The sequence below is a fragment of the Blautia sp. DFI.6.71 genome (genome assembly GCF_020593585.1).
Lineage (GTDB): Bacteria > Bacillota > Clostridia > Lachnospirales > Lachnospiraceae > Blautia_A > Blautia_A wexlerae.
The window spans coordinates 1-20,690 of the sequence record NZ_JAJDMJ010000014.1 but is presented as its reverse complement, the minus strand read 5'-3'; the positions used below and the strand labels follow the sequence as shown (position 1 = coordinate 20,690).

The window sequence follows — 20,690 nt, the reverse complement described above, 5'->3', positions numbered from 1 at the left end:
ACACTCACGCCAATATCCTCCAAGAAGATTCTGTACAAGTGCATCCAGAACTGTAAAAAAAACTCGTAGCTCCGACTGTGTTTTAGACAAAGCTACGAGGTTACTAATTATCAACATGGCGAATGACAATCACTATCATGAATCATTTTTATTGATCCCATTCACAGATATATGCAGTACCACCATTAACAGTTGAGCCACCGAAATCTCCATCATTCCAGGTTCCATCGTCAAACATGTAATAGAACATAGCATAATCTTCGTTAGAGCTTTCTCCATTTGGCTCCCCAGAATGCCAATTCGTATATCCACTGCTTGAATTTCTCACCCACTTCCATTCGTCTTCTTCATCTGAATCACTAAATCCAAAGTAAGCATTTCCATCAGCCACATTACATACATAATTAAACAACGTAATATTTTCATCTGCGGATTCAATTACCGCAAGATAGCCTCCTATAGATTCACAGTATTCCGCTGCTTCTTCCCATGAACTGGTATTTGAAAACACCGCATATGTGTGTCCATTCCATGATAGCGCATTTGCCATTGCATACTTTGGTAAGCCATCTTGGAACATACTGTTGTAATAAAGACTTTTTACAGCCTTTTCATTCAATGCATTTTCAAATATAGAAATCTCAGCAATATAGCCGGTAAACTGGAGATCACTATATGGCTCAAACATTAAAGCTTGACGACCAATTGTAACCAGATCGTTGCTTGATGTTTGCCAACCCACATTCTCTTCGCTATCCAATTCACCATTAATAAACAATTTGATATTATCTCCGTTTTTCACAATAGATATATCAACCCACTCTCCGTTTGCTATGCGATACTCAGAATCAAAGTATTCAGAATAACCACTTTCATCTGTAAACCAGCAATTAATATAACCTTCATTTACAGAAAATGCATACATACCTCCATGATCTGTCTCATACTTTGCGAAGAATGCAGAATATTCTTTATCTATATCCTTACAGCACAGTACAGTATGAAAACTCCAATCATCCGTTAAATTAATGCCTGTACCACAAGAAATGTAATCTCCATCACCATCAAAATATGCAGCTGCTAAGCCACCAGGCATTTCCTTTATTTGGGTATTTCCATTTACTGAAGATTCGCATCCGTTTATTTCACCCAGAGAATTTGAAAAATCCCAACTGTACTTACAATTTGTCAGCAAACAATTAACCGCATACTCCGCACTATCCTTATAAGTGTCAATCTGTTGGAACAACTCTAATGCTTCATTATATTTTTCCGTCTCGTACAACTGAACCCCCATAAGATAAGTACACTCTTTTGCTTTATCTACTGCATCACCATATGTATCTATCTCCTTATATATATCCAATGCAACCGAAAATTCACCAGAGCTGAACAATTCTTCGGCTGCAGAATACCTGCACAGATTCACTTTTTCTTCAGAATCTTTGTGAGTTTTTATTGTTTCAAATTTTTCTGCTGCTTCGAGATAGTTTCCTTCTTCAAAAAGTTTTGTCGCTATGCTGTATGTCATATTAGGTCCAATAACCGTAAAATATACAATTACCAATCCAATGACACATACTGCTATAATTCCCCAAATTGTATTCCGTATTTTGGCACTTTGCCTTGCTTTCTCTTTAGCAAGTTCTGCTTTCTTTATTTGATCAGCTTTGTCATTCTGTCGTTGAACCTTATCCCAAAACTGATCCACATTCTGTGAGCCTTTTGAATTTTGCGTCACAGTCTGTCCACATTCCGGACAAAATACAGATGAGTCAGGTATAGCCTTTTTACAATATGGACATATCATCAGATCATCTCCATTCTTTTAAATTTCCGATCATATAACTCATGAATTTCCCATGGCAACATAAAACAATCTTGCCATGGGAAACAACTTACAATAGTTTAGAAGAAACCAAATCTCTTCTTTGGTTTTTCTGTCGAAACATAACCGTTTCTTTCGGCCAATTGATAATACTGCTTCGCACTCTTTTTATTTTTTATACATCCAAAGACATTTTGCATACAAGAACTGAGCTTCACCATCTTTCTCATCTTCTACTGCTATAGTTGCATATCTTTTAGCTTCAGTTGGATTCTTATAAACTGCTTGCCCACGGAAATTCTTGATACCAAAATGATATCTGGATGCCAACTCTTTATTTGCCTCCTTGAGATCTCCATTTACAGCCATTTCAAGAAATTGAATTCCTGCATCAGAATCTTTCTCAATTCCTCTTCCATCTAAATAATTGATGCCAAGTTCATAAGCAGCTCTCATATGTCTATGCTTTACAGCCTTCATATACCAAGTGTTTGCCTTAGAATAGTTTTCTTTCACTCCAACCTCGTTCTAATAGCAACCGCCAACAATATACTCAGCTTCCGCATTTCCTTGCTCTGCAGCTTTGCTGAACCACTCAAATGCCTTTGGTCATCATCAAAGCCGAATCCACTAACATAATATTTGCCTAAACCAATCTGTGCTTCCTCATCACCTTGTTCTGCAGCTGCTTCCATCCATCTTTTGGCTTCCTGATAGCTCTTAGGAAGGAACTCTCCTGTAAGGTATTCACGTGATATAAAACGTTGCGCCTGAGCTATTCCTTTCTCTGCTGCAATCTTGAAATACTGAACCACTTCACGTTCGCTCTCCGAAACGCCCTGTCCCTTCAAGTACATAAATGCCAAACTATGTGCGGAACTTCCATTCATATGATTATCCGCGGCATCTTTATACCACCTTGCCGCTTCATAATAATCTACTGGCAAACCATATCCATAATAGTAACCGTCACCTAAATAGTCTTTGGAATTACTGTGACCCAGCTCAGCTGCAACCCTAAAATACTCCGCTGCTTTATAAAGGTCTTTTTCTACTCCTTTTCCGTAGAAATAGCATCTGCCAAGAAGATAAGGGGATTTTTTGTTTTTATTCAGTGGATGATCAATAAAGAGCTCAACTGCTCTCTCTGGATTCTCCGGAACACCCCATCCATTCAAATAACACTCTGCAAGCAGTATTGCAGATGCTGCATCGCCCTTATAGACCGCAATTTCAAGAAGGCGAACACCTTCCGCATCATCTGCATCGACACAAATTCCCATGATAAGATTAAATCCCATAAAATAGAGAGCAGAGACATCTTCTGCCTTACACATTTCTTTTAAGGCAGCCAAACTCTTGTCTTTTTGTACAGGTTTATTATTGATGCTTTGTCCACACTCTGGGCAATACATTGTATTATCGGGGATAGATTTCCCACAAAATGGACATATCAACTCCACCACCCCTAATTAATACACGGTAAATGTTCCCTCATGCGTATTTCCGCTTCCCACACGCAAAGAATACTTGTACAATCCCTTATCCCATTTACCCTTCTTATTGAAACCTACGCCATTCCAACAGGCATAAGTTTTCGCATCTAAACGATGTAAAATATATTTATCATAGAAAACTGAATCGTCTTCCATTCGAACAATTTTCAAAAAGATCTGTATTACTGTTTCTTCGCCAGGTTCTTCCACAAAAAGCTTAAAATATACATATTCTAAATCCTCTCCTTCAAAAGCCGTAGAATAACGATTCCTATCTGCTTCAAGTGCCCCAGAAGCCTTTGAAGCAAATAACTTAACATCCTTAACAGTAACCCCAGATTTCTTTATTTTTCCATCATAAAAATAAAAGTTCTGACTATACACGTCCTTACCATCGAATTCAACTCTCCACTGGTAAGTTTTATTTTTATATGCATAGAAATTTTTGTTCCCCCAGCCAGTTGTCCGGAACCATGTATCTCCAGGCTTTAACTGATATTCATTACTAAAAACTTTTGAAAATGGTTCATCACCATCATATATTTGCGAACGAACAGATAGTGTACATGCTTTTTTTATTGGTTCTATAAACACTTTCGCATTAAGATAATCTATATCACCAGACGTAAAGCGATAACCACTGTAGCCACAACCTTCAAAAGTCATGCTCTTAAAACGCACCTTTTCATTATCATCTGAAAAATCGCCATCATCTTCTTCGTACTCGTCATCGTCATCATCAACTTCGCTTTCAGATTCCGAACACAAATAGGATGCCGCCTTCAAATATTTTTCTGAATATCCTGACTCAACACATTTTTCTAATTTCTCAATATCATCAGAATTTCCTTTTTTCATTACTAGCTTAATGTCCAAATACAGTCCTTTGATTTGGCTATCAGGAGATAATTCCATACTCTCAAGTTCGTGCAAAACATTATCTGGCTCTGCTTTAGTTCCTTTTCCCAAAAAACGCATAGCGTATAAGTAAGGCTTTACTTCTTCTAAATGCTCCAGATGTGTAAAACGTTCATAAATATCCTGATACTCATAAGTTTCCAGATTATCATTTGCATATAAATTTTCCAGTTCCTCAAACATGAACTGTTCAAAGAAATCCATAAAATCCCTCCTAAATTAGTGATCTGTTTCAATCAGAGAATTTCCAATAAGTATCTCCGCAATAAAGTCTGGTACCTGCTGTTCCTCTACAACTTCATACACATGACCGTCTTCATCTTTTTTCACTTTCTTTATTTCAACAGTAACAAAGTTTACTTCGGGTTCTTTTATATTAGATTTCGCGCTCTCTGACATACTCATCGTCTCCTTTCTTTGATTTCATATATGCATCCGATGCAAGTGATACCTTCTCTCCAATAAGTTTTGCAACTGCTCTTGGAGTACTACTACATTGACTTTCAGCCCATGCTTCAGCAATAAATTCATGAATATCTGTACTAGCATACGTACAAACATTATCAATCTGCTCTTTTTCTGTCAGTCCAATATGTTTCTTATATTCTCTAATAATGTCTGGATCAGAAGACAGATTTAAAAAGTGATCTAGCTGATGAGCTATTTCATGATTTATCAAGTAATTTACGGATTTACATCCTTTTGGAGATGCTCCGCGTGCTTCTTCTTTTTCCAAATCTTGACGTAACGCTGAATAATCCTTCGCATTTTCAGCATTAATACTAATACCGTTTAGTTTTGATGAATAAATATCACCGACATATTCTGTAACATATCCCGCTGTTTCCATTCCTGGTTTTGGTCTAGCAATTTTCTGTGGTGTCTTAACACTTATAGAAACTGCCAAATCATTGTCTTCAATCTTAAACTGACTCATATAAGCTTCAGTTTGCAATTTTACACTTTCTGCAATATCATCCATAGATGCTGTTGGATTGTTTTGAACATACAATCTAGTCAGGCTCGCTTCAATATTCTGTCTAAGATTAGCATTTAGTGACTGCGTAGCTCCAATGAATGGAAAATCTAAAAATAGATACTTGTTCTTAGCATTTCTTATTGTGTCAACTAGTTCTCTAGCAACATTAATATCTAAATCACCAAAATCAACTTTTTGGGCCAGTTGCTCATTTCGTACTATTGATTGAAGTTCGGATTTGTCAGCTTTTGCAATCATTTCTGATATCGTAAATGATTTTTCGGCAAAATTCTGCCTAAACCTTGAAGCTTTTTCTTTCTCCGAAAGCTGCTCTAATTGTTTTTTTGATATTACTGATTCACTTCCATTTTTTGTAAATTCATCAGTAATCCTGACCGGAATATTAACCCCCGCAATCAGCGCGGCCATAACTCTATGTCGACCTTCGCCACCAAAAATAAAGCTATTTCCAACACGCATTGCGGTTATGTCTTCTGAAAGGAAATAATTTCTTGCGCATGCACCAATCACGTCATTTCGTTTTGCTAAATCGGTCAATTTTTGCCCCGCTTTTGCCATAGAATACACTAGGGGTATTTGACGGGCCATATCTATATAATCTGAATAAGATGTACTTTTGTATGACCAAAAATTCGGATCATTAATCCCACGAATCTCTTTTATAGTTGCAGGATCAAGATATACGATTGGTTTTTTATCATATGACGTATGTGAGTAAGCAGATGGATTTTTTATGTAAGCTGCGTAATCTGCGTCTGCGGCAACCTTTCGTATGGATGAAAGCGAATAGCTTGAATACCTGCCCAACTCCCAATCTTGCACAATCAGACCATCTGTAAATGAATTACGACCTCTTCTCGCAATCATCGGACTTCCTGCATTTGGCGATGCTGTAGATACGCTTTGCGATGCTTGGATGTCTCGGACGTCACTACTAGCAGTCTTTCTGTTAACTGCCCTCCTTGTTTCTTTGGATATAGAATCATCATATCCAGTTACAGTCGATGCGCCCTTCATGCTACTCTTTCCAGAATTACTAGAACTATGCCTCGATTGCGATGTTTCGAATGACGAATTTCTTGTCGTAGCTCCTGCAGAAATGCCTACTGAAGCACCTACCGAAGAATGTACGGATGTTCCTGAGCTTTGAGTTGAACTTAGTTGTGGCTCTTTGTGATTAGCATTCCCGCCTTTTGCATACTGAAACCTTCCACCTGGCGAGTTTGCACCCGAAATCTGTTTGCTTCCTAAGCTACCACTCATAGGTTTGGTTGATGCTATCATGCCGGAAGACGCTATCGCCGTAGCGCCGGCAGCGGCAATTCCTATGCCACCAGCAGTTCTACTACTACCACCCCCGCCACCACTGCTACTTGTTTGCGCGCTGGCTGCGCTAACATTTCCATCGAGAATTGATGCAGCCTGGGCTAATGCATCAAAATTCGCCTGAAATGATTGATTTAATGAAGCACCAACCGATGCCCATGCCCCAAACATACCGCTTGCTTTTGATGCATCTTGTGAAGTTATGCGTGCTCGTTCCTGTATTTCAAATAAAGTCTGTTGTTTTTCCTCTTTAACCTCTGCATACTCTTGTTGTGCTCTTTGCAGTTCACCAGATGTCTGAGATATTTCCCCTTCAGTTTCGGATAATTCCTCATTAGTCTGATCAATCTGATTTTCGATTGATGCAATCAGCCCATAATCCGGTTCACCATCTTCATCGGTATCACTCTCTGCCGCCGCCAGCTCTGCATAAAGCGATGACAATTCACTTTGCAAAGACCTTTTTTGTCCCTTTAAACTTGAGAGGGTGCCGCTCAGTTTCTCCATTAAGGATTTAACTGAGAGCTCATGAGATTTTATCCCCTCAGCCTTGCCAACAAATTCGACTGAACGCATAGCCATTTCGACACCCCCTTTTGTTACTATGCTTCCTTGAAGAATTTAATCCACCGATTCTGAATCCTATTCCAAGAAATCTTCTGGGTTTCTGGAACAGTATCGTTTGAAATCAATTTTTGAATGATTTCAGAACACTTCTTCACTTCATATCTCGAAGGATCATCATTTATCATTTCTTGAACAGCTATTTCTCCAAAATCCATCATGCTATCTAAATACTGCATATAGAAATTAACCAAGATAATCTGATAATCAAAACGTTCAACGTTATATCTGCTATAAGCCTCAAAATATGCGTTATGAGTATCACGAATCAATCTAATAATCTTTTTCTTTTCTTCTGTACTATTGGAAGAGATTAACTGTTCCGTTTGTAGCAACCTATTGGATCTTGCCAATTCAATACGGGCCAACAGATCCATATTTATAATTACGGTTGCTTCTTCTCTAAGTTTTTTATAACGATCACAACCTGACAGCTTAGCATCTGCAGGTGAGTCCAGATAATTTACAATTTCCAAATGTAATTCTCTGATTTTCTTTGATGCCTTCAGGAATGCGATCCTATCAGCTCCATTTAAAAACCTAAATGCTTCTTTAATTGGACCAACTACCATAGAATGAAGCATCTTATACAATGCGTATTTCTTATTCTTATAGTCGTTGATCTGCTTCATCATTTGCTCATATGCTTCTGGTTCATCAACATACAGAGCCTTTGCTTCGAATTCTTTAATTAAGATGAGTCTTTCTGTAGCCTCAGCGTATGCATCAGCTTTTTGGTATACTTCAACAAACTCATTAGTCCAATCAGCGCAATACGAATTGATGTACTTTTCGCGATCACTGTCTAACTGAAGAATACGCTTTGCTTTTGCTACCAAGTTTTTCTTTTTGAGATATGTATCGTTGACCCAGTAATAACCACTGGCAAACTGCAGATCAGGATAAATATCGCTACCTTTCAATACGCATTCCTTTGTTTTATCCAACGAAACAAAACGCTCCGTATCAGATATAACATTCTTAAGCTCAGACACCAACGTTTCAGTCAACTCAGGTACATCCACTAATGAACGCATAGTTTCGAAGATGGTAAAGAAGCCACTAACCGAAGCTGCATACAATCTCTCTGATGTGAAATCATAGTTATTTGCTAACGTGATTGTGGCATAGTACTGGTTAATATAATCCCAACAAAGCTGATGTAACTCTCGGCTATTCTTTTGAAGGAATCGAGACTTTCTTTCCTCGACTGCCTGTTTCTGTTTTTGAAGTTCTATTTTGTTACGCTCTACATCTTCCGGAAGCTGCATCTCCAGCGAAGCCGCCTCTTGATTTTCAATCCCCCGACTTAATGCCCTTATAATCAAGTACTCTTTATCAATGTTTTCCTTTAACTTTTCTCCTCGTCTACGTAACTGATCATATTCAACATCCATCTTTTCCTTCATGATTTTTGCACTTGTAAGAAGGGTAGAACGATATGTCTGATTGTCCTTAAGATACGAGAAAAGCTGCTTGTTCGTAGGAGAATCATATTTATTTTTATCTTTATTTTGAATATCCCACTCGTGAACCCTCATCTTGTAAGGCTTCAGAAGATCTTCATAGAAAATCAAAGCCCATCCGGTTCCAAATGTTCCTTGTTCTTCCAACTGATCAGGCGATGCAGACATAGTACTACCCAGAAGCGCTCGGTCATCCTGCGCTGTAATTCTATGAGCAATTTTGAGTCCGGTATTTTTCAACACTTCAGGAGCCATTACTGTTGGTAACTGATCCGCAATAACGATACCTTCACCCAGTGCTCGAACCTCTGCCAACATTTTAACTACATACTTTGTAGCAGAAATTTTAGGATCTACTGAATCGCCCATAGGGCTATCCGTGTCGGGACCAATTAAATTATGCGCTTCTTCGTAGAAAATAACGTGGTTCAAATCCTTGCTTGGTTTATCGACGTCACCTTCATTATCACTCGTTTTTCTAACTTTCAAAGTTTCACGAATTAACGTTGAAAGCAACAATGACATAAAGTTTGCAGGGCCTTCACCAAGAGATTCCAACTCTATAATTGCTGGCACATCCAACCATTGTTCTGGTTTCAAAATAGACTCTCGAACATTATAAACATTACCGATTTCACGTTTTAAAAGGCTTCCTACACGTACTTCCAACACAGATTGTAAGTTACCCAGAGTTTCACCCTGATAGTGAGAATTCTTAACGGCAACTTCAAGCGAAGCATACAACTCTTGCAACGTTGGAAATTCATGGCGATAATTGCCATTCTCATCCAACGTGTTTCTCTCATTGACATTCCAACCTTTATCAAGATACACTTTTTCAATACATGTATCGATAAAATGCGGTGAAGGAGGCGGCAATTCAAATGCACCTGCAAATACTGCATTCAAATTTGCAATATGTTCTGCCAATGTCAATCCAACTGGGAACTGGAATGGATTAATGTGAAGAGGGAAGTATGTGTCCGCGCCAGGAGAGAATACTCTTAATTCTTCCATTCCTTTAATCTTTGCCAGAGCGCGGTATTCCTGCTTTGCTGGTTCTAATACTAGAAAAGGAATTTTTTCCTCTGTATCTCTCCACAAACTGGTTACTAAATGGAGCATGGTATTGGTCTTTCCTGCACCAGGAACACCAGCAATAAATGCATGTTTTTTAAACAATTTAACAGGAAAATCGACATCATATCCCAAACTACTCGTTCCAAGAGATACCGACTCACCATCTTTTTCTTTGAACGGTTTAGGATCCGTCTCTTTCAAGCATTCGATTGATTCACCCGGATAGAGAATAGGCAACGAGAACATCGGCCGTAATTCTTCAAGAGTATACAAAGTCAAAAGTTGGGCAATATAATTTCCAGGTTCCTTATAATACAGAGGAGAGTCCGGTCTAAGTCTAAGGTCGTCATTTTCAGCAAGTCGAACGAGGTTAAGTGCCCTCTGATCGCTGTAATATACCGACATTCCATTCTCTTTATAAATTTTCTCAATAATATATGTACCTGACTCAACCGCTTCCGCAGCAACGCTATCTGCAAGCATTACAGCAATATCTTCTTTATCAGAAAAAGCGACAACATTTGCAAAAAACTGAGGGAATTTCATCATGTTTTGAAGATATTTATCCCATGATTTGATAATATTTTCGCTGTTATCATCTTTTCCTTGTTGTCTTTCAGATATTCTTTTTCTTGTATCTGCATATGGCAATATTTTCTGTCGAATATACTGTGTCTGCTCAACAGGGAAAATGTCGATACGCAGAGCAACTGTGCTATTATAGCCTTCCATCAATTTGAGAACATTGTACAGTCTGCCATCCTCACAAGGTTCCCATTCCATAATTGAGTACAGCGGAACTTCTCCAGCTGGATCAATATCCAATCTATTTTGAGCAGGCAAATAGTAGTCTTTTTTAGTTAAGAAGGCAGCAAAATTAAATTTCCGTTCTATTTCTGGAGCATTTGTCAAAAATGTTTTCGCATCTCCATGGATTTCATCATGACATCCAAGTTCTACGATTATATTTCCTGATGTATTGAAATAACAAACTGCGACTCTGTTTGAACCACTATTAAAATCGTTGATGAAACGATTAATCTGTTCATCTGTTAAGTCATATTGATATTCGTCAGGTTTTGCTCCGTCATCATGAATAACAAACAGTGTACTAACACCATTTTCATTCATTCCAAATTCGATATGCCGAGCCACTATATGCCTCTCAGAAAAATACATCGGCACCATTTTGGAACCAATTTCAATAATTTTGGTTCCATCAGGCTCAAAATAACAGATGAAGCGTGTTCCATCGTCAGCAGAACGTTCTTCTATAAACACCTGCTCCCATGTTTCACTTAATTCATACTCAAAATCTTCATAAATAGAATCAATCTTATCATTCTCAAACAGTCTCAGTTTCCCATCGACTATTTGCATTCTCTTCGCCAGAACATGCTTTCTTGAAAAAAGAATCTGTCCATTCTTATTCGCTTTCAAAGAATTAAAGCTTAAGACAGCATCACCATCAGAAGCAATCTCACAAGTGATAGTCTGGCGTAAACCCATACTAACTTCAGCCTTATAGCTACTTACATCAGCAACATTTGAACCATGTATTCCGTATGTTTTTTTCTGTCCAGCAATATTTGTCAACATGATTACATTTTCTGTTCTCTTATCAGAAGTCAGTAATGTATCTGGGCAAAACTCCGTACTTACCTCATAGCAATGAAAATCATAGTAAGTGCTTAAAACAGAGGTGGTCAAAAACTCTCGAATGCCCTCCAGTTTTCTCCGATCTCTTGAAGTCGCATAAAATACAACCGACAGATGATGTCCCTTAGGTATTCTTTCATCAGGATCAAAATAATACAAAAGATGGAAATATACTCCAGATGTTGAGCCAAGTCTGTGAAGTTGGCGCAGAAATACTCCATGCTTGTCCATAATGTCATCAACACTGGATCCATCTAACACACTATATTTTGTTAATGTCAGATCAGGTATTCTATCTACTGTAAATATGAGATAGTATGTTTGCTCTTCCATTCGCATTTTCCTTTCTGCCCCCAAACAAGGCCAATTTGCTTACCATGCTTCTTTCATTTCCTGAATAATTTTACTTATTTCTTCTGAAAACTCTTCCGCATTATTCTCTATTTCGACCACAGTATCTTCAAAATTCGTAGTCGCGTCTTCTAAGTCTCCACATAGACTTGTGCCATAATCAATCAACTCATGAGGTGGTTCAATCTCGATAGTTTGATTAACGTCATCCAGACTTCCTGAAACCTGTTTCGCTGCATCTTTTGCTTCCTGAATTACTACTGCATCATCATCATCTATGCACTCTAACGCATCAATAATACTCTTAAGAGAGTTCACGTCATAATCTCCCGCATTCTGAATCGAAGCAATATCTTCATCATCAATTTCTTCTAATCTTCCGATTAGTGGGGCTAAATGTTCATCTCTTTCCCTAAGCTTTTCCTCGCCCTGTTCAACTATTTCATTATGTTTTTCTTGAAGGTCAGCTATAGTTTCTCGAAGTCGGTTTTCTAATTTCCCCATATTTACCAATCTTCTTTCATGTTCTGAATGATATTATCAATCTGAGCATTAGACTGTTCCTGAATCTCTTCTCCACTTGTGGCAATATCATTGAATTCATTAGCACTTTCTTCGAATTTACTCTCCAGTCCTGCGCCAACATCGCCATAATTGCCATCCATTGCACTTGATTTGCTAACATCATCTTTTTCTCGACCTTCAAGGTCTTTCATTTCACTTACAGTGCTCTCCATTCTGCTATTCACTTCATTTTTTGGTGCTTCCATCTGACTCTCTGCAATCTGGTCTGCTATTTCTTTGCCTTGCTCCTTGCTATCCTCAATAGAAGCTTTATCATCATCATCAACACCCTCTAACGAATGGACGATTTCGATATTCCGATTTCTCTCTTCAAGAGACTGCTCAGCACCTTCATGAATTTCCTGATACTTATCCTGATTTTCTTTTACGCCTTCACGACCTTTATTTTTTAATTCACCCATGGTGTAACCTCCATTAATCTAAAGAAGGAGAGGGTAGGAGTGATATCACAACTTACCCTCTCCTTAATCCATCACTGATTCAAAGACTCACATACAGTTTCAAGCCACTCCCTGTCTGGCGACTGATATGGTCTGAAGCTTCTTGTATCATCGATTCGATTATTATATACAGCTGTATTTTCACCAAACTGACTAATATCATTCACGCCAACGAACTGTGAATAATCTTCTTTGGACATATCAAAAGCAATCTTCTGATAGAAGTAAGTGATAAGTTTTCGATCAGCAAAATCGAGTGCTTTAAAATCATCCTGCCAAAATACTGAATGTATTCCATTCTGTGCTCCCATTGTCAGAATCACTTCGATCATTTCCTTCATCGAATGTGTCGGTCCTTGATTTCTCGAAGACATCATACTCATAATGTCCTGTTTCTCCGCAGCCTTATCTTCAGATTTCAGGTCTTCAGCTCTCTGATAACCAAATACCATCAAATATTTGTTCTCGCTACTTACACTGCCCTGTGTATCCATAGATGCTGAATATAAATTCTGAATAGTATTTCTAATCTCACCAGGATTACTAATTGGTATATTCTTTACATACTTAGTTAGTAACTCTGCAGCCAATATATTGGGTGCATCAATGAAATAGTCATCTCTAAGCGGCTTGTAATTCAGAAAATAAATAAACGGTTCCTCTGGTGCCTTTTTATTGTGAGATACCCAATAGTTAATAGCCAAGCTGAGCATAGCAAACGCAAACATGCTTCTTGCCTTATCACTATCAGAACCAACCATCAACATGTTTGCATATTCATTTCTTACCAAATCCATGTTGAGATTATTTACAACACTAAGTGGCTCACCTAAATATAATCTTCCAGGAACCTTGCACGCTTCCATATCATAGTCTGTAAACTGATTGAAAATGCTATATTTGTTATCTTCAATATTAGAAAGGAGAATTCTTGTTTTATTATTGGAAAGCTTGCAAGTTCTTTCACTGACACCTTCCAGAATTTCACGATGTTTAGACGGGTCAATAAAAGCTACTCGGAAATGACTATTGTATTCCTTATTTCCTGCTTCCGAATTATAGATTGCACGTCCAGGATCATCAATTGAAATCTGATCCACATCCGAGCTACCATCTCCAAGTAGAAGGGATGCATCTGTCTTTGAACATTTCAAAACAATTCTTACCGCCATCTGATCATAAACAGACTTATCTAATCCCCCCACATTTGAATAACTCTGGGACGCAAGAATAATATGAACACCAAAAGCTCGACCCTGACGAACAATTCGCTCCATCATCTCTGCTGATTCTTTTCCAATCTTATCACTAGCATTTGAGAACAATTCATGGAATTCATCCATAATAACCAAAATTCTTGGCATCGGGGCTGCATTTGGCAATGCACGATAATCCTCAATACGATCAATTTTTCTTTCTTTTACACGTTTAAAGCGATCTGCTCTAATTTTCTGTTCTCTTTCAAGTGCTTTAAGAATGTTATATCCAAACTCACGTTCACTTTCAATCGCAACAACTTCAAACGAAGGAAGTTTGTAATCTGCATAAATCTTAAATTCCACACCACGTTTAAAGTCTACAAGATAAATTCTCAATTCATCCGGTCCATACTGCGAAAGTGCTTGAAGAATAATAGTATGTAACAAACTTGATTTACCAGATCCGGCAACGCCAGCAATCAAAGCATGATGACTGCCTCCGACTCCAAGAGTAAGATATTGAACCTCTTTAGCACCATGTAATCCTATTGGAATTCGAATTCCATTCTTTGTTGATGTCTCTTCTGGTTCCCTCTCATTCTCAGTTCTATTTACCTTGTCAATTCCAATGACTACCTTATCTGCAGATTTAATACCTTTTTTCAATATATCTATTATTTTATCCATATATTCAGCAGACGGCATTTCAATTCCACTCCACAAAAGTGGCTGTCCTTTTACGGTTCCTTTTGAACATGTAATTTTTTTTGCATCATCTGAATAATCAAACACCTGAAATCCATTTTCTATGTTTGTAACTAAAGGCTGGGAGCGTTCAGGGATTTTGCTAAACTGTGTTTCATTTCTATAAATTATAGTAAACACGCCACACTTTGGGCCAGAAGTAGAAATCTGTTCCAAAAGTCGCAATGATTGTTCAGACAGTCCTGCCGGAAAGTCCATAAGCATAATAATTTGATATGCTTCTGCGTTCTGCTCTGCCACTTTATTATACTCATAAATATTATCATATTTCCCCTGCAAACATCTTTGAGTAACATTTGAGATATGATCCGTCATAATCCTCAATTTATCCTCTATATCATTCGGAGAAGACCATATTTTTCCATTTATAACTTCACTTGTTCTATCATCTACATTAACGAGTCTTGTGAACATTGCAAAGCTCTCGCCCAAAGATACTGGATCAACAAAAGTAAAGTTTACTTTGCCAGGTGGAAGCATCATGAATAAACGCATTCCCATATTGCATGCATCACTCACAACCTTTCCTTTGGCAGTCCCGTTACACTTAAACAAATAATTGAATTTCTGACCAAACTGAGCACAATGAGGAATATATAATTTATTCTCCCCATACATAAAATAATAGTATCTGTCCAAAAATTCTTTTGTATAATCGCATAAATTCCATTCTGAAAGATCATATTCCAGAGTACTTATATAAAGATTCCGAGGCATTTCTGATACACACTCGTAATGATTATACGATGGTTCCAAAGAATACAAGCGAATGTACTCTTCTTCAAACTGCTCTGGCGAAAATTCCGTGCAAAAACGCTCGATAATTTTTCCCAATTGATTTTTTTTGCCAGAAATTGCTTCCACTTCTGTTACCCTAGTTTTTGCTCTTGATGATTTCTTTTGCTGTGCAAAGCTTGCAGACATCTCATTAAATTTTTCAAAAGATACATTCCATTCTTTTTCCATATCTCGATGAGCTTTTTCACCTGCAGCATTATATTCTTTACGAACACTATCCCTATTTCCACTAATATGAGATAAAATGTTTGTTTTTTCTTGAATTAAAATTTGTTCTGCATATCGACATGTACTGTAAAGCTTTGAACTAGCTATTGAAATTTCTTTTTTCCTTCCATCTCTGATTGCAATGTTTACAGCATATGACATTCCAAAAAAATCAATTTTTCCAGCAAGTAAGTCTTCAATTGAAATATTAACCGAATATGTTTGACCCGTTTTTATTGAATCATATACCTCCTTATTCGTAATAATACTTTCTGCACTTGTAAGCAATGACAATACTTCCTTACACTTCTGCAGACGTAAAAAATAGCTTCTCTTATCACTTACTTCTTTAGAAAAAATATTTTCAACATTATTGCAATATTCTGTTAAAACGTTTTTACTTTTGGATACTCTTAGGCTTTGCACCTGACTTAATCTGTTTTGAACTTCTTGCCATTCAAATTGTTCTTTAGATTCTCGCGATGATACCATGCTTTCAGACGCAGAAAGGGTAGATCTGATATCTTTATCCAGCGACCCTAACTTTGTCAAAAATTCCACAAATAATTCTGCTGTATATTCCATATAGCCGTACTCCTTCTGATTAATTATCAAACAAACCTTGAGTTTCTTTTACATCTCTAGAAGCCAATGTTAAACCTGCGTTACTCAAACTTTCTTCATATTTCTTAATTCCTAATAACGAGATTGTACTTTGAAAATCATAATTAGCCAAATTTCGTAATGCCAGTCGATGTCTTTTTTCTATATGCTCAATTTCTGAAACTGTAGATTTAATTCTGTTCTCATACGATTTTAAATCAGATAGTTTTGATGTAATCTTTAAATTAATTTCTTCTCGTTCTTGAACCTTATTATTAAATGTCTCTACCCAAGGTAACTGTTTTCTCATTAATTCAATCTCTTTTTTACTAGTATCTGATTGATTTAAGACATTCCCCAATCGAATCATATATTCGTTAAATTCCTCGGATGTGCACTCGTTAAGCTTGTAGCTTTGAGTCTTTATTTGAGCAGCCTCGCTTTTTGAATTATCCAATGCTATTTTATGCTCATTAAGCAAAAGTTTACATTCCTGTTCAATGACATGCATCTCTTGTTCCGTTTTTTCCAATTGTGTCCAAAGTTCAAAAAGTTCTTTACGTTTAACCTGAAGTTCTAAAGGAAACTCACTTTTGCATCTCATAATAGAAGTCGCAGCTTTTTCTTCATATTCATGAGTAATAATTGCTGATTCAAGAATAGTACGCACATTTCCAATCAAATTCTTAACGTTATCATATGTAGCTTTTTCAACAGACGTTCCATATCTATATGCATTATAAAAATCTCCTGAATCATCACAGTTTATCCCTTTTTGTATAAGTTCTGCATCGGTCTTACATCCATTTTTTGCTAACAATCGCATCCAAAAAACTTCAGAGCAGGTTGGCATCCACCGTAGCACAACTCGAGATTTTTCTATTAATTTTGCAAAATCTCCTGAGTCCAAAATAGTAGCTAACTGTGAATATTCCATATATGCATTTTCATGTACATCTGTCATTACATTCACAGTCCCAAATTTTGTCGAATCACCACAATATGGGCACTTATCAGCTTTATGAATCTTTTTTCCACATTTGTGACATGTAACAATTATCATTTAGTTTCTCCACCTTTCTGAACATCTTCCGCCATCGCATCAACTTTACCCATCAATTCAGCAGCTTTAGCCAATTCTGACAAAACAAGTTCCATTTGAGCATCTGCTTTATATGCACTGCTTACAAGCGGTAGAACATTTTTACAATTTGCTTCACAAGTATTACTTACATTTAATGCTTTCTGTTTCACTTCGCTTGCCCATTGAATTCTCTGTTTTCGCGCTGCTTCTGAATTTTCAGCTTCTCTCCTAGACTTCTCAGCATTGATTTCCTCTTTTGCTTTATAAATCCCATATACCATACCAACAACTGCCCCGCCAATAGTGCATATAAATAACAGTCCCCACATTCCGGACCAATCAAATACCATTGGTTTGTCGCAATCACACGTTAATATTGCACAACCCATATTAAATAGTTCAATACAAAACCCCACTACAAATAAACAAACTGCTCCGATAGCCCCTATAGCTGCTCCTTTTAATGTATATAAGATTGTCTTGCCCATTATAATCCTCCTTTTCGTTTAGAAATTATATATTGTCTTAGATATAAAAAGCCTAAGTTCATCCATATAAAAACTGATATACATTGGCTAAATGAAATACCATATATGAGTCCTCTTCTTATATCCCCTCTCAAATACTCGAACATAAATCTAAAGATACTATAGAAAATTAGATATCTTACTAATAGTTTTTTTTCTTTCCATCGATCGCTATTTAATGAATTTAAAAGATATAAAAAAAGCAAAAATTCAAATAATGCTTCTATAAGTTGAATAGGAAAACGCATATTTTCGTCAATATTCCCATTTATTATTGTTATATAATTTATTGATAGCACACCTTCATAAATTTTTCCAAAACAACATCCAGATAAAAAGCAACCTATCCTCGCTATTGAATGGAATAATGGTATGCATACAGCCAAAATATCTACGGCATATTTATCCAAGCAGTAACGTTTTGACTTTAAACACAACATATATACAATAAGTAAACCGAGCAATCCACCATAAAACACTATTCCTGTATCCAGCATTGTTTCTAAAGTCACTTTTTCCCCAGTTCCTATATTTCTATATATTCCGGTTAAAAATCCAAATATTTTGGCTCCTAATACCAGACCAAAAAGAGAAATCATCAAAATCTTCATACTTTGCGAGATATCATATCTTTTAGAATACATAAGAACAATATAAACAGATGTTGCAACAACAAATCCTGCAAATGCGCATAAAAAATATGCAGGTGTGCCGAATATCTGAAAATTCACACTATTAAAAGTTATCAGTATTTTCACCTCTATTCACAATATACTGTCTGAACAATTCTCTCAACAGAATCTAGCAGTTTATTTATATGATATTTTTCGTAGAGTATCCTACTCTGTGAATGGTTTTTATACCATTTTTCAACACGATATGCATTTATTTTACTGCTTAAATATATTTGCGTCAATGTGTTAATGTCCAAAAACGTATAAAATGAATAGCAATTTTTAAAAAAATTTGTTTTTTATTTCTCATAAGTCGTCAAAATGATAGTCGCAAATGAAAGGAGGCTATTTTATGCCTAAAAAAGGAGAAAACATATACAAAAGGAAAGACGGTAGATGGGAAGGACGATATATAAAAGCAAGGACTGACGAAGGGAAAATAGTATATGGATATGTGTATTCACGAACATATCGTGAAACAAAAATAAAGTTGAAGGAAAAAAGTTCAACCATTAATGTACGATTTGTCAAAAAACAAACTCCATTATTTTCTACCCTTGCTTCAGAATGGTATGAAAGTATTAAAGCGTACACCAAACTATCCACACAAAATAAATATCATAATTTATTAACCCTTTATGTTATTCCACAGTACGGAAAGCAAACTTTTGATACAATAACTTATGAATTAATAGAATCTCATTGCAGATTTTTATTGAAATCTGGTGAAAAAAAAGAGCAAGGATTATCCTCTAAAACTGTAAATGATGTTCTTTCAATAATTAGAAGTATCACAAAATTTGCTGTAAAAAAAGGAATTTATGTTGCCTATAATCCTAGAGCGTGTCTGAAAAACATTTTAAATTGTTTATTTTAACCAAATTAATATTGAGGCGATACAAATAAATCCCAAGTAGGTTGCAGCTAATTTGTCATAACGTGTAGCGATTCGTCGGAATGCTTTTAATTTCAGAAAATACTTTTCTACTAAATGGCGTTCTTTGTATAACCACCAATCACAATGACGTTCAAATTTAGCTCCCTTTCGGGATGGAATGGTTGGCTCTCCACCGCGGGCGTACACATAATCAAGTAATTTATTACTGTCATATCCTCGGTCAGCTAACACATTGCTTCCGTTTATTTCAATTTGATCGAGCAAAGGGATTGCATAATTGATATCATTACGCTGTCCCTCACTGATCATTAAATAAACTGGATATCCATAGGCATCTACTGTCGCATGGATTTTGGTACTGGCTCCTCCACGGCTATGCCCGATTTCATTTGAAGGCCCCCTTTTTTTGCACCGGCACTATGCTGGTGCGCCTGGATAATAGAAGCATCAATGGATAATTCTTCCAATTCTGCTTCAAGACTTAAAATACGGAAAATATTATCAAGGATACCATCATCGATCCATTTTCGGAATCGGCTATAGACAGTTTTCCATGAACCATAACGTTCAGGAAGATCGCGCCAAGGTGCTCCACTACGTGCAAGCCATACAATTCCATTCATAATGATACGATTGTCTTTCCTTGGACGTCCTTGTTTTCCAGTATTTTCAGGAGGTAATAAAGGTTCAATGCGAAGCCATTCTTCATCAGTCAACTCATATCGTCTCAACATAGTGAACACCCCTTTTTCTTTATTTTATCATGAAAAAGGGAAATAAAACATGCGTTTTGTGCAATTTTTATTTTTCAGACACGCTCTAGTGATATTCAAGTAAAACAAGATTCGAAACCAATACGAGTTTTAAATAAAATTGAACAAAAACAGCTTTGTATGTATATATTGAAAAATCCAGAACCTTGTAATATAGGAATTCTTGTATGTCTGTTTACGGGTTTACGGATTGGTGAAATTTGTGCTTTACGGTGGGAGGACATTTCTTTGTCGGAGCAAACGAGGGTGTAAAAATTCTTGTGTCTATGGAAAGTAAATCTTTCTGATAAGAAATAGATATGTAAAATTTTGCTGTCGAATTAATGATTATGCGGCTGTCGAATATATCTTTGTACTTACAGTATTGCCATGTAGGAAAATTATATACA

The 20,690-nt window shown here is 36.7% G+C and carries 14 protein-coding genes and 2 pseudogenes; 1 reads left to right on the top strand and 15 read right to left on the bottom strand.

Features of this window, described 5'->3' with window-relative positions; translation table 11 throughout:
• Positions 1-148 precede the first annotated feature (148 nt).
• From LJE12_RS08120 to LJE12_RS08055, 14 genes and pseudogenes are all read right to left on the bottom strand, one after another.
• Positions 149-1,810, bottom strand: a complete 1,662-nt coding sequence (locus tag LJE12_RS08120) for a LamG-like jellyroll fold domain-containing protein (RefSeq protein WP_227292163.1) — start codon at positions 1,808-1,810, stop codon at positions 149-151.
• A 186-nt stretch (positions 1,811-1,996) separates the two neighbouring features.
• Positions 1,997-2,344: a tetratricopeptide repeat protein gene (locus tag LJE12_RS08115; RefSeq protein ID WP_227292162.1), complete on the bottom strand. Its 348-nt coding sequence runs from the start codon at positions 2,342-2,344 to the stop codon at positions 1,997-1,999.
• Positions 2,341-3,183: a tetratricopeptide repeat protein gene (locus LJE12_RS08110; RefSeq protein ID WP_227292176.1), complete on the bottom strand. Its 843-nt coding sequence runs from the start codon at positions 3,181-3,183 to the stop codon at positions 2,341-2,343. Before LJE12_RS08110 ends, LJE12_RS08115 begins: the two co-directional genes overlap by 4 nt.
• A 39-nt stretch (positions 3,184-3,222) precedes the next feature.
• Positions 3,223-3,291, bottom strand: a pseudogene (locus LJE12_RS21050) (zinc-ribbon domain-containing protein); the annotation flags it as partial.
• Positions 3,292-3,300: 9 nt separating this feature from the next.
• Positions 3,301-4,446 carry a hypothetical protein gene (locus LJE12_RS08100; protein ID WP_227292161.1) on the bottom strand — a complete coding sequence of 382 codons (1,146 nt, stop codon included), beginning with the start codon at positions 4,444-4,446 and terminating at the stop codon, positions 3,301-3,303.
• Between the two features lie 15 nt (positions 4,447-4,461).
• Positions 4,462-4,641 (bottom strand): hypothetical protein, encoded by a 180-nt coding sequence (locus tag LJE12_RS08095; RefSeq protein ID WP_227292160.1) that lies wholly within the window; start codon positions 4,639-4,641, stop codon positions 4,462-4,464.
• Entirely contained in the window at positions 4,619-7,150 is a 2,532-nt protein-coding gene (locus tag LJE12_RS08090) for a hypothetical protein (protein ID WP_227292159.1), read from the bottom strand. Before LJE12_RS08090 ends, LJE12_RS08095 begins: the two co-directional genes overlap by 23 nt.
• 20 nt (positions 7,151-7,170) lie before the next feature.
• Complete coding sequence (locus LJE12_RS08085) at positions 7,171-11,730, bottom strand: ATP-binding protein (RefSeq protein ID WP_227292158.1); 4,560 nt, start codon at positions 11,728-11,730, stop codon at positions 7,171-7,173.
• A gap of 39 nt (positions 11,731-11,769) precedes the next feature.
• Positions 11,770-12,252, bottom strand: a complete 483-nt coding sequence (locus tag LJE12_RS08080) for a hypothetical protein (RefSeq protein WP_227292157.1) — start codon at positions 12,250-12,252, stop codon at positions 11,770-11,772.
• Positions 12,253-12,254: 2 nt separating this feature from the next.
• Complete coding sequence (locus LJE12_RS08075; protein WP_227292155.1) at positions 12,255-12,734, bottom strand: hypothetical protein; 480 nt, start codon at positions 12,732-12,734, stop codon at positions 12,255-12,257.
• A 71-nt stretch (positions 12,735-12,805) separates the two neighbouring features.
• Positions 12,806-16,327 (bottom strand): FtsK/SpoIIIE domain-containing protein, encoded by a 3,522-nt coding sequence (locus LJE12_RS08070; protein WP_227292153.1) that lies wholly within the window; start codon positions 16,325-16,327, stop codon positions 12,806-12,808.
• Positions 16,328-16,346: 19 nt separating this feature from the next.
• Entirely contained in the window at positions 16,347-17,408 is a 1,062-nt protein-coding gene (locus tag LJE12_RS08065; RefSeq protein WP_227292151.1) for a hypothetical protein, read from the bottom strand.
• On the bottom strand, positions 17,405-17,917 hold the full coding sequence (locus tag LJE12_RS08060; RefSeq protein WP_227292149.1) for a hypothetical protein: 513 nt from the start codon (positions 17,915-17,917) through the stop codon (positions 17,405-17,407). The genes LJE12_RS08065 and LJE12_RS08060 overlap by 4 nt, the downstream gene beginning before the upstream one ends.
• Positions 17,917-18,687 carry a prolipoprotein diacylglyceryl transferase family protein gene (locus LJE12_RS08055; RefSeq protein ID WP_227292174.1) on the bottom strand — a complete coding sequence of 257 codons (771 nt, stop codon included), beginning with the start codon at positions 18,685-18,687 and terminating at the stop codon, positions 17,917-17,919. Before LJE12_RS08055 ends, LJE12_RS08060 begins: the two co-directional genes overlap by 1 nt.
• Positions 18,688-18,982: 295 nt before the next feature.
• Between LJE12_RS08055 and LJE12_RS08050 the strand changes: the two genes are divergently transcribed.
• On the top strand, positions 18,983-19,507 hold the full coding sequence (locus LJE12_RS08050) for a phage integrase SAM-like domain-containing protein (protein ID WP_227292147.1): 525 nt from the start codon (positions 18,983-18,985) through the stop codon (positions 19,505-19,507).
• On the opposite strand, the pseudogene LJE12_RS08045 reads toward LJE12_RS08050, so the two are convergent.
• Positions 19,499-20,262 (bottom strand): annotated as a pseudogene (locus tag LJE12_RS08045) (IS5 family transposase). The gene LJE12_RS08050 and the pseudogene LJE12_RS08045 overlap by 9 nt on opposite strands.
• Positions 20,263-20,690: the final 428 nt, after the last annotated feature.